We start from the raw sequence: 11,643 nt of genomic DNA, 5'->3' as shown, positions 1-11,643 counted from the left end.
CCCTGAGCCTTCAACTGTTGGTGCCTGCGCTCTGCTCGCGCTTGAGCAGAGGCTGTAAGAAATACTTTGAATGGCGCCTCTGGAAAAACAACAGTGCCCATATCACGACCATCAGCAACTAAACCAGGCAATTGCTGAAAGTCTCTCTGGCGTTGCAAAAGCGCTTCTCTCACCTTAGGCAATACAGCAACCTTCGATGCATTATTGCCCGTCGTCTCAAGACGCAACTCGGATGTCACATCCTCTCCACCCAAGAAAACCCTGACAGGCTCACCATCTTCTGACGCCTTGAACTCGCAATCTAGCGTAGCAGCCAAACTGGCCAGTCCGGCCTCATCGCCAAAGTCGATATCGCTACGCATACCCGAAATCGCCGTCAACCTATAAAGAGCTCCGCTATCCAGAATCGCCCAACCAAGCCGGTTAGCAACCAGCTGAGTCACCGTACCTTTGCCTGAGCCGCTAGGGCCATCTATACAAAGGACAGGAGCTTGCAAGTTAGCCATCATCAGGCATCACCGTTTACAACAACACTCATCCCGACCCGATTCGCCAACTCAACGAAATTCGGAAACGAAGTCGCTACATTCGCACAATCATTAATCACAATTTCACCTTCAGCCCGGAGAGCCGCGACCGAAAATGCCATCGCTATCCGGTGATCACCATGACTATGTACGGTTCCGCCCTGCATGGTGGCACCATTAATTTCAATGCCGTCCGGCTTCACTTCCGTACGCACACCAAGCTGCGCAAGACCGTCGGCCATTACCTGAATGCGATCGCTCTCTTTAACACGAAGCTCCTCTGCACCGCTGAGAATAGTTTCACCCTCAGCGCACACTGCAGCAATGAAAAGCACTGGAAACTCATCGATCGCCAAAGGAACCTGATCTTCTGGTATTTGGATACCCTTCAACTGGGCATGTTTGATGCGAATATCTCCAACCGGTTCACCACCAACCGTTTTCTGGTTGCTGATAGTAATGTCTCCACCCATGGCGCGGAGTATATTCACCACACCAATACGCGTGGGATTTAAACCAACATGTTCAAGCGTTAAATCCGATCCTGGGGTAATTGACGCAGCTACCATAAAGAAGGCCGCTGAAGAAATATCTGCAGGTACATCAATCTTGCCTCCCTGCATGGAGCCGCCGCCGGTCAATTTTGCCGTCGCGCCATCACGCTCCACCTTATATCCAAAACCATTGAGCATACGCTCTGTATGGTCCCGCGTGGGCGCGGGTTCGGTCACGCTGGTCTCGCCGTCGGCGTACATACCCGCCAACAACAAACAAGACTTAACCTGAGCACTTGCCATAGGCATATCATAGTGCATACCCTTTAACCGCTGAGCGCCTTTAATTTTCATTGGTGGGCGCCCACCCTCAGCCGTCTCAATCATTGCACCCATCAGTCTCAAAGGACCTGCGACGCGCTCCATCGGGCGCTTAGAGAGGGACTCATCCCCAGTTAATTCTGTATCGAAGGACTGGCCAGAAAGAAGTCCGGCAAATAAACGCATGCCCGTACCGGAGTTACCAAGATAGATTGGTCCGGGAGGCTGCTGCAGCCCATTCAACCCCACGCCGTGTATTTTTACGCGCCCGTTATGGGGCCCCTCTATCACGACCCCCATATCCCTGAATGCCTGAAGCGTCGCGAGACTATCTTCACCCTCTAGAAAGCCTTCAACCTCGGTAACGCCCTCTGCAAGGGCACCTAGCATAATTGATCTATGCGAGATCGACTTGTCGCCCGCCACACGAATCGAACCGGACAAAGACTGACCAGAACCTGCTTTGAAAATCACATTGTTAGTATTCATAACGTTTAAATAAGACTGCCCTGATAAGACTTTAGAAAAATGTTCCCGTGCCGCACGAGCACGTGTAAAGACGCCTAGCATAGTTTGACTATCGCCTGCCGCTACTGCATTGCGCAAGACCGCAAGATCATTGCTAAAACGATCTAATACATCCAGCGTCGCTCCCTGGTTGGCAATAAAAATATCTCGCCACATCACCGGATCACTCGCCGCAATCCGTGTAAAATCACGAAATCCTCCGGCAGCGTAACGAAAGATATCTTCGTTATCGGGGTTACCCGCCAGCGTATCCACCAAAGAAAAGGCGATCAAATGTGGTAAATGACTGGTTGCAGCAAGCACTTCATCATGTTTCTCAACCGGCATTGTGAGCACGTTTGCACCACACAAACGCCACATACAATCGATTAAAGCCAAGGCCTTACTGTCTGTCTCTGCTAATGGCGTCAATATTACTTTATGATTATGGTACAAGTCCGCTTGTGCCGCCGTCACACCGCTTCTCTCTGAGCCTGCGATAGGGTGGCCAGGGACAAACGTGCTCGGCACTTTGCCAAACACATTCTTCACAGCATCAACTACCGCTCCTTTGACGCTTCCAACATCCGTCAAAACAACATCTTGTTTTAAATGAGGTTTTAGCTCAGTAAGCACCTGTTCAAACGCTTGAACAGGGACCGCAATCACTACAATATCAGCACTGGCAACCGTTTCAGAAATCGTCTCGGCCGCTACATCCACTACACCCAATTCAACACCAAGCCTTGCGTGATTCGGATCGAGCGTAAAACCAGTGGTCTTTAAAACACTTCCCTGCTGCTTCAGACACTTTGTCAGCGAACCGCCAATTAGGCCAAGACCGACAACCGCAACACTCAGCCCTTTCAACTGTTCTTTACAAGCTACATCGTCAAACTCAGCACTCATTCAGTTAGCGACTCCAGAACCTCAATAAAACGAGCATTCTCTTCTGGCAAGCCAACAGAGACTCTTAAATGCCTCTCCATACCATAATTCGATACAGGCCTAACGATAACACCCTGCTGAAGCATGCTTTGATAAACATCGACGCCCGAGCCTTTCGTGTCGTAACAAACAAAATTTCCAAGGGACGGGATATAATCGTAACCAAGACGTTCAAATGCAGTGACCAGCTGCTGCATACCCCGTCGATTCAGATCGACACTCTTGGCAAGATAATCATTGTCAGAGAGCGCTGCTGTCGCTGCTGCTAAAGCAAGACTATTGGCATTAAAAGGCTGTCGCACACGATTCAGCACATCTGCAATTTCAGCGTTTGAAACCGAGTAACCAATGCGCAAACCAGCCAGTCCCCAAGCCTTGGAGAAGGTACGAGTCACCACAAGGTTTGAGAATTCATCAAGCAGGGTCAGACCATCTGGAAAGTTGCCACCTTGGTTATATTCGATATAGGCCTCATCAAGCACCACAATGACACGCTCCGGAACACGACTTAAGAAGTCACAAATCTCGTCTCTCGTCAATGCTGTGCCCGTAGGATTGTTGGGATTAGCAACAAAAATGATCGAGGTATGCTCAGTGATGGCCGCAAGCATGGCCTCCAAGTCATGCCCCCAATTCTTAGCAGGCGTAACAACAGAAGTCGCATTCACCGACTGAGTAGCTAGCGGATATACGGCAAACGCATATTGCGAAAAAATCACTTCTCTTCCGGGCTCTGCAAATGCTCGCGTTATTAATTCGAGAACATCATTGGAACCATTCCCAAGTGTAATTTGGTTGGTCGCGATAGCATGCTTTTCTGATAGCGCTTGCTTCAGTGCAAATCCATTGCCATCGGGGTAACGCGTTAGCTCCGTGAGCCCACCTTGAATCGCATCAAGCGCCAAAGGACTCGGACCCAAAGGATTTTCATTGCTCGCGAGCTTCACTATATTGCTTATACCCAGTTCACGCTCTAACTCATCACTGGGCTTTCCTGACTGATATGGGTGCAGACCTCTAACCCCCGTACTAGCCAAAGCCACAAAGTCACAAGAAGACCGCGTCAAATCGCCCATATTTATTCCTTACTAAAATCGCTTAAAGCACACCAACCGGATAAGAACCGAGATGCTTAATTTCAACGGCCCCTGGGGATATTTCAGCAATCACTGCCTGAACGTTTTCATCATCGAAATGCCCTTCGAAATCAATATAGAAAACATACGCCCAAGTCCCACTATTTGACGGACGCGACTCTAAGCGCGTCATACTTACATCATGCCGATGAAAAGGCTCCAACACATGATACAAGGCGCCGGGCTTGTTCTTGACCGAAACCATGATCGACGTTTTGTCTTGACCACTAGGAGGAACAATTTCAGAACCGATAATCAAAAATCGCGTTGTATTATCAGGATGATCCTCAATGTTTTTTGCAAGCGCATTCAGTGCGTAAAGCTCTGCTGCCATTTCGCTTGCAATCGCCGCGACACCCTCTTCCGCAGCCGCTAGACGCGCCGCCTCACCGTTACTTGAGACCGCGACTCTTTCTACCTGAGGGCAATGGGAGTCGAGCCACTTACGGCATTGCGCCAAAGCCTGAGAATGCGCATAAACTCGCTTCACATCTTCCAGCGAATCAACACTCGACGACAAAAGGTTATGATGAATTCGAAGCTTCACCTCCCCTGAAATAAAGAGTGGAGAATCAACAAAGCTATCCAGAGTATGATTAACCATGCCTTCGGTTGAATTTTCTATCGGCACAACACCGTAGTTCACTTGGCCTGACTCAACCTCCCGAAATACTTCATCAATCGCGGTTAACGGCTGCGACTTAACAAAGTGTCCGAAATGCTTAAGAGCAGCGGCATGAGTGAAGGTACCTTCTGGCCCTAGATAAGCAACTTCAAGCGGTCGCTCCAAAGCAAGACAACACGACATCACCTCTCTAAACAGCCGCGCCATGTCCTCGTCAGGCAACGGGCCCTCATTTCGCTCCATCACGGAACGAAGCACCTGCGCCTCCCGCTCGGGGCGATAATACTGCACCTGCTCACCGTTTGCTGCGGCCTGTTTTACTTCGGCCACTTGTTGAGCGCATGCCGCACGTTCATTGAGTAGGCGCTGAATATCGCGATCAATACGGTCAATATCATCCCGAAGTTGGGTTAACGCTTCAGTTTCATTGGTCATCTTGATCTCCGAAGCTTACTGAAGCGTTTCGCCATCTGAGTCTTGCTCGTCGTTAGAGCCATCAGCCTGGGACAAGCCTTCAGCCTGTGAAGAGCCTTCAGCACCAATAACAGATTCGCTTTCTGAAGCACCTTCAAGTACCTCACCCTCTGCTAACTCACCTCCCGGCAGTTCCTCTTCTTCCGGCTCTTCAATTCGCTCAACGCCAACCAAGCGTTCGCCGGCCTGCGCCAAGTTAATCAAACGAACACCTTGGGTATTTCGACCCAACACCGAAACTTCGCTAGTACGCGTTCTAACAAGTGTTCCTCGGTCGCTGATCAACATCAGTTCATCACCCTCGAAAACCTGCACCGCTCCAACAAGGCTACCGTTTCGTTCAGAGACCTGCATGGCGATAACACCTTGTCCGCCTCGATTAATGACGGAGAATTCGTCAAGGCGCGTGCGCTTGCCGTAACCGTTTTCACTTGCCACCAATAACAGGCCGTCTTCTTCTGGAAGAATAAGAGATACAACATGATGCCCTTCAGGCAGCTTGATACCGCGCACACCACGAGCTGTTCGACCCATCGCACGCACATCGCCTTCTTTAAAGCGAATCATCTTGCCAGCACTACCCATTAACATGATGTCTCGCGAACCATCGGTCACCGCGGCACCGATCAAGGTATCACCCTCATCCAACCCAAGCGCGATTAAGCCCGAAGGTCGAGGGCGTGCAAAATTCTCAAGAGGCGTTTTCTTGACAGTACCATTAGCGGTTGCCATAAAAATAAAGTGGCCTTCTGTGTAGTCTCTTACTGTAAGAAATGTGGTGATTCGCTCACCTTCACCCAGCGGTAAAATGTTCACCATAGGGCGACCGCGCGAACCACGGCTCGCCTGCGGTATTTCGAATGTTCGCAACCAGTAAACCTTACCTTTGTTCGAGAAGCACAATATCGTGTCATGAGAATTAGCAACGACCAACTTCTCGATAAAATCTTCATCTTTCATAGAGGTTGCAGACTTACCGCGACCACCACGACGCTGCGCTTGATAATCTTCCAGCTTTTGCGTTTTCGCATAACCCGCATGCGAAATAGTGACAACGAGATCTTCTTCGGTAATCAGATCAGCAACCGTAAGATCGCGACGCGAAGACATAATCTCGGTTCGACGCGCATCGCCGTATTCGTCGCGAATAGCTTCGAGCTCTTCACGAATCACTTCCATAAGACGCTCAGGATTGCTCAAGATATTCAATAACTCAGTAATACGCTCTAAAATCTCTTTGTATTCCTGAATCAACTTCTCAGTTTCAAGCCCGGTCAAGCGATGCAACCGCATATTCAAGATCTCTTGCGCCTGCGTCGGAGATAAACGGTACATCCCGTCTACCATGCCATACTCAGCACCTAGATCGTCTGGCTTACATGCATCTACACCGGCTTTTTCAAGCATGCCGACAACCGCACCGGGCTCCCAAGACTGTGCCAATAAGGCCTCTTTCGCCTCAGCAGAAGAAGGAGACTTCTTGATAAGTTCAATCACCGGATCAATATTCGCAAGCGCGACAGTTAACCCCTCGAGAATATGGCCTCGTTCACGCGCCTTACGTAGTAAGTAAACTGTACGACGCGTCACCACTTCACGACGGTGCTTGACGAATATCTCGAGCGACTGCTTCAAGTTGATGGTCTTTGGCTCACCATCCACAAGCGCAACCATGTTAATGCCGAACACGTTTTCTAGCTGCGTTTGCGCATAGAGGTTGTTCATAATCACGTCCGGCACTTCACCACGACGCAACTCGATCACAATGCGCATACCTTCTTTGTTCGACTCATCACGCAATTCAGTGATGCCTTCAATCTTTTTGTCTTTAACCAGCTCTGCGATTTTTTCAATCAACCGCGCCTTGTTAACTTGATAAGGAATCTCTGTAACAACGATCCGCTCTTTACCTTTCGCGTCAACCTCAACCTCATAACGCGCTCGAAGATAAATCTTCCCTCGACCTGTTCGATAAGCCTGTACGATACCCGCTCGTCCATTGATGAACGCGGCCGTAGGAAAATCAGGACCTGGAATAAACTCCATGAGTTCATCCGTTGAAATTTCCGAATTATCAAGAAGAGCCAAACAGCCACTAATCACTTCATTCAAGTTATGAGGTGGAATGTTTGTTGCCATACCAACGGCGATACCAGACGACCCATTCACCAATAGATTTGGAACGCGCGTCGGCATAACCTCAGGGATCTGCTCTGTGCCGTCATAGTTGGGAACATAGTCGACCGTCTCTTTATCCAGATCAGCAAGGAGAGAGTGAGCAAGTTTCTGCATACGAATTTCGGTGTATCGCATCGCAGCAGGATTATCGCCATCAATCGAACCAAAGTTCCCCTGGCCATCGACCAACATGTATCTAAGCGAGAAAGGCTGAGCCATTCGTACGATCGTATCGTAAACTGCAGAATCGCCATGAGGGTGATATTTACCGATGACATCACCAACCACACGCGCCGATTTTTTATAGGCTTTGTTCCAGTCGTTGTTCAACTCGCTCATCGCAAATAGAACCCTTCTATGCACTGGCTTCAAGCCATCTCGCGCATCTGGCAAAGCACGACCAACGATGACACTCATCGCATAGTCTAAATAGGATTGTTTGAGCTCGTCTTCAATATTTACGGGAAGGATTTCTTTAGCGTGATCACTCATCTGGAGTGCATTCCTTTCTGATAAAAGTCGTTATCGTTATTTAGGTGGGGCAAAAATACTAAACGCAGTTTTAGGCGTGTTTTGCACCACTCTTTGCAGCGCCGATTCAGGCGCATTTAAAAGTGCCCTCATACTACCATAACGGTCTGTTAAAAGTGAGCATTTAGAGCCCCTGAGAGTGCGTTTAAACGCAAAAATTGGAGACTATGCAAACAAAGACTACGCTTAAGACATTATCTTGGTAAATATTCGAGTAAAAGCGTCGGTTATGCCTAAATTTTTAATCGTTGAAGACAGCTCTATTGTCGCAAAAATCTTAAAGCATCTTTTAAAAGAGCATCCCAGTCTTGACTATGATATCGCGACCACCGCCGCAGAAGCGCGCACACTTCTCGAGCGCAATAGATCGGCGTATTTTGCAGCACTCGTAGACCTAAATCTACCCGACGCACCAGACGGAGAGGTGGTAGACGAGTGCATATCCCAAAGTCTGCCAACCATTGTTCTTACTGGGAATTTTGACGAAACAAAGCGCCAAGAGATTTTTAAAAAACGCGTGGTTGACTACATCGTCAAAGAAAGCCGTTTCTCCTATGAGTACGCCATCAAGCTGCTGAATCGATTGCATCGCAACAAAGAGATCAAAATACTTGTTGCTGACGACTCGAGTACCTCTCGCAAACACATTTGCAACCTTCTACAGAGCCAACTCTATGATGTCGCTCAGGCCGATGACGGCGATACGGCCCTGCAAATGCTTGAGCAAGACACCGAGATACAAATACTCATTACCGATTACAACATGCCCCGAATGAATGGCTTTGATCTGGTCAGACAAATTCGCAAACAAGTTGATAAGAACGACTTAGTCATCATCGGGCTTTCTGCGGACGGAGATAACTCGCTCTCCGCAAAATTCATCAAAAACGGTGCGAACGACTTTTTGAAAAAGCCGTTCAGCCATGAAGAGTTTCATTGCCGAGTCATGCACAACATCGAGAACATGGAGTTCTCCAAAACCATGCACCATATGGCCATGCATGACTACTCAAGTGGCCTACCAAATAAGCGCGCATTCAATGAGCAAGCAGGGGCTCTCCTCAAGCAAGCCGACAAGCAAGGCCGCGAAGCATTTATCGCCATCATGTCGATAGATCAATTAGATGAGCTGCAAGATCGCTTCGGAATTGAAACGGCGGACCTAGTCGTGAACGAGCTACGCGAACTATTCAACAATGCACTCTCACGCTTCGTTTACGCGAGGCTCAATGACGGCGACCTAGGTATCGCCATGACAGGCATTACCGCCGAACAAGCCGAGCGCTTTTTAAATAGCTTAATTGAACGAGTGGAAGATCAGATTTTAATGATTAACGATCAGACCGTTCAGGTCACTGTCTCGGCCGGTCTGGTCAAAGCAGCATCAGGCAACCTGCTTGTCGGCAGTCGCGAGGCAGACAACTTAGCGTTCAGCGCCAAACAAAATGGTGGCAACCAGCTAGCGATGTAAGACAAGCAAACCGTAGCCAGAGCAACTCTCTCTGCTATGGCTACGGTTTAGATCTAGGTTTAGGTTTAGGTTTAGGCAAATACCACGGTCTTGTTTTCGTGAATAATCACACGCCCCTCAATGTGCATGCGCACACCTCTCGCTAGAACAGATTTTTCAGCATCCTTACCTAAGCGCACCATATCTTCGATCGTATCACTGTGGTTAATGCGAATAACATCCTGGTCAATAATCGGCCCTTCATCGAGATCCTGCGTTACATAATGGCATGTCGCACCAATCAATTTCACACCTCGGTCATAAGCCTGATGATACGGCTTTGCCCCTGCAAAGCTTGGCAAAAAGCTGTGGTGGATATTGATCACGCGCCCAGAATAACGCGAGCACAAATCGGGCGGTAAAATTTGCATATAACGCGCAAGCACAATCAAATCAGTCTCGTAAGAATCGACGAGATCCTCAACTTCTTTGAACGCTTGCGGCTTATTGTCTTTTGTTACCGGCACATAGTGGTAAGGAATATCATGCCACTCAACCATGCGGCGCAGATCTTCGTGATTTGCAATCACGGCGACGATCTCTACGTTCAGCTCATCGCTGTGCCAGCGATGCAATAAATCAGCAAGACAATGCGACTCCTTGGACGCCATCAACACTACTTTCGGCTTAACATGAGAGTCTGTCACCGACCATTTCATCGAGTATTCATTAGCAATAGGCGCAAATGCAGCTTTGAAACTCTCAAGATCGAATGGCAAAGAGCTCGCCTTGATCTCATTACGCATAAAGAACCAGCCATTTTTTTGATCTGCATGATAACTGGCCTCTGTAATCCAGCCATTGTATGTCGCCAAAAAATTACTAACCTTTGCCACAATACCGGTACGATCGGGGCATGACACAACCAAGCGATAGGTTCTTTCCATTATTACTACTCGACCTTTTTAATTCTGGGGATCTCCCCAACAAAGCGGGGCCAACCCCGTTTATCATTATTATTTACAGACCAGCCACTCAATCGCCAATTCAGAGCTTAACCAGCTCAGAGCTGCGAGCCGCACAAATAAAGTCATTTCGGTGCATTCCACCAATTTTATGACTCCACCAAGTGACTGCCAGCGAACCCCACTCAATCACTAAGCGCGGGTGATGATCGACCTGATCGGCATATTCTCCAACCCGTTGCGCGGCGGCCAACGCCTGCTCAAAATCACCAAACTTAAAAACGCGATGCAAACGCTGCTGAGACGCTTCGTTGATTACCTCCCAACCATCTACTTCTGGCATCAGCTCAGAGATTTCTGTTTCGCTCAACAAAGGCGCATCGGCACGACACGCCTCACATTGCTCCTGACTTAGCATATTACTACCTCTTCTCGCGGCAGCATGACGCTCGCCGAATGTTGCCGCCCAATACGACAGAACTAGCCTTCTAGCGTTTTGGCCGCAATAATTTTGTTGTGCCACTCAACCGGTGCAGTCTGGTGAACAGAGCTGCCTAATGCATCTACCGCTACCGAGACCGGCATATCAACAACGTCAAACTCGTAAATTGCTTCCATCCCCAATTCTGGAAAGGCGACAACCTCCGCATGTTTGATCGCTTTGGACACCAAGTAAGCGGCGCCTCCAACAGCCATTAAATAAACAGCACCGAATTCTTTAATCGCATCAATGGCAACTTGACCGCGCTCAGCCTTACCAATCATGCCGAGCAAGCCCGTCTTCTCAAGCATGGTATGGGTAAACTTATCCATACGCGTTGCTGTAGTTGGGCCAGCAGGGCCAACGACTTCTTCGCGAACTGGGTCAACCGGCCCAACGTAATAAATAAAGCGACCTTTCAGATCTACCGGAAGCTCTTCGCCGTTGTTTATCATCTCAACCATTTTCTTATGCGCAGCGTCACGGCCTGTCAGCATCTTGCCCGAAAGCAACACGGTATCACCCGGCTTGAGGTCCGCGACCTCTTCTTTGGTCACGGTATTCAGATTAACACGCTTCACGTTTTCACCGGCTTCCCAGGTAATCTCCGGCCAATCATCAAGACTTGGCGGCGTTTGCAATGCCGGGCCAGAGCCATCTAGCGTAAAGTGCGCATGTCGTGTTGCTGCGCAGTTCGGGATCATCGCCACCGGCAGGCTTGCCGCATGCGTTGGGTAATCTTTAATTTTGATATCAAGCACGGTCGTCAAACCACCAAGACCCTGCGCGCCAATGCCCAGCTCGTTCACCTTATCCATAATTTCAAGGCGCAACTCTTCAATGCGATTTTGCGGACCTCGCTCTCGCAACTCATGGATATCAATCGGGTCCATCAAAGACTCTTTCGCCATCACAGCGGCTTTTTCAGCTGTGCCGCCAATACCAATACCCAGCATTCCCGGCGGACACCAACCAGCCCCCATGGTGGGAACGGTTTTCACAATCC

9 protein-coding genes are annotated in these 11,643 nt (G+C 49.0%); 1 reads left to right on the top strand and 8 read right to left on the bottom strand.

The features are described 5' to 3' along the window. From cmk to gyrA, 5 genes are all read right to left on the bottom strand, one after another. On the bottom strand, nt 1–509 hold a 509-nt coding region (cmk, locus tag A3751_RS00770), incomplete at its 3' end, for a (d)CMP kinase (protein ID WP_068451083.1). Then, nucleotides 509–2,758: a bifunctional prephenate dehydrogenase/3-phosphoshikimate 1-carboxyvinyltransferase gene (locus tag A3751_RS00765; protein WP_068451081.1), complete on the bottom strand. Its 2,250-nt coding sequence runs from the start codon at nt 2,756–2,758 to the stop codon at nt 509–511. The genes A3751_RS00765 and cmk, both read right to left, overlap by 1 nt. Continuing rightward, complete coding sequence (hisC, locus tag A3751_RS00760; protein WP_068451078.1) at nt 2,755–3,873, bottom strand: histidinol-phosphate transaminase; 1,119 nt, start codon at nt 3,871–3,873, stop codon at nt 2,755–2,757. The genes A3751_RS00765 and hisC overlap by 4 nt, the downstream gene beginning before the upstream one ends. Nucleotides 3,874–3,895: 22 nt before the next feature. After that, nucleotides 3,896–4,993: a prephenate dehydratase gene (pheA, locus tag A3751_RS00755; protein WP_068451075.1), complete on the bottom strand. Its 1,098-nt coding sequence runs from the start codon at nt 4,991–4,993 to the stop codon at nt 3,896–3,898. Between the two features lie 15 nt (nt 4,994–5,008). Further along, entirely contained in the window at nt 5,009–7,702 is a 2,694-nt protein-coding gene (gene gyrA / locus A3751_RS00750; protein ID WP_082862973.1) for a DNA gyrase subunit A, read from the bottom strand. A gap of 268 nt (nt 7,703–7,970) precedes the next feature. Between gyrA and A3751_RS00745 the strand changes: the two genes are divergently transcribed. Beyond that, nucleotides 7,971–9,212: a response regulator gene (locus tag A3751_RS00745; protein ID WP_068451072.1), complete on the top strand. Its 1,242-nt coding sequence runs from the start codon at nt 7,971–7,973 to the stop codon at nt 9,210–9,212. Between the two features lie 71 nt (nt 9,213–9,283). Here the strand turns inward: A3751_RS00745 and purU are convergent, their stop codons facing one another. The 3 genes from purU to A3751_RS00730 all read right to left on the bottom strand — a co-directional run. Next, nucleotides 9,284–10,138 (bottom strand): formyltetrahydrofolate deformylase, encoded by an 855-nt coding sequence (gene purU, locus A3751_RS00740; protein WP_068451069.1) that lies wholly within the window; start codon nt 10,136–10,138, stop codon nt 9,284–9,286. Nucleotides 10,139–10,238: 100 nt separating this feature from the next. After that, nucleotides 10,239–10,574 (bottom strand): 4a-hydroxytetrahydrobiopterin dehydratase, encoded by a 336-nt coding sequence (locus A3751_RS00735; RefSeq protein WP_068451066.1) that lies wholly within the window; start codon nt 10,572–10,574, stop codon nt 10,239–10,241. Nucleotides 10,575–10,636: 62 nt separating this feature from the next. Beyond that, nucleotides 10,637–11,643 (bottom strand): FumA C-terminus/TtdB family hydratase beta subunit (locus A3751_RS00730; RefSeq protein WP_068451060.1); only part of this gene is annotated, 1,007 nt, incomplete at its 5' end.

Source organism: Oleiphilus sp. HI0080 (assembly GCF_001635135.1).
The sequence above is the reverse complement of the archived record's forward strand: the minus strand, read 5'-3'. Positions and strand labels throughout refer to the sequence as shown.

Coding starts and splice junctions, on each gene's coding strand:
- A3751_RS00765 (WP_068451081.1), bottom strand. CDS start 2,758: ATGAGTGCTGAGTTTGACGATGTAGCTTGTAAAGAACAGTTGAAAGGG.
- hisC (WP_068451078.1), bottom strand. CDS start 3,873: ATGGGCGATTTGACGCGGTCTTCTTGTGACTTTGTGGCTTTGGCTAGT.
- pheA (WP_068451075.1), bottom strand. CDS start 4,993: ATGACCAATGAAACTGAAGCGTTAACCCAACTTCGGGATGATATTGAC.
- gyrA (WP_082862973.1), bottom strand. CDS start 7,702: ATGAGTGATCACGCTAAAGAAATCCTTCCCGTAAATATTGAAGACGAG.
- A3751_RS00745 (WP_068451072.1), top strand. CDS start 7,971: ATGCCTAAATTTTTAATCGTTGAAGACAGCTCTATTGTCGCAAAAATC.
- purU (WP_068451069.1), bottom strand. CDS start 10,138: ATGGAAAGAACCTATCGCTTGGTTGTGTCATGCCCCGATCGTACCGGT.
- A3751_RS00735 (WP_068451066.1), bottom strand. CDS start 10,574: ATGCTAAGTCAGGAGCAATGTGAGGCGTGTCGTGCCGATGCGCCTTTG.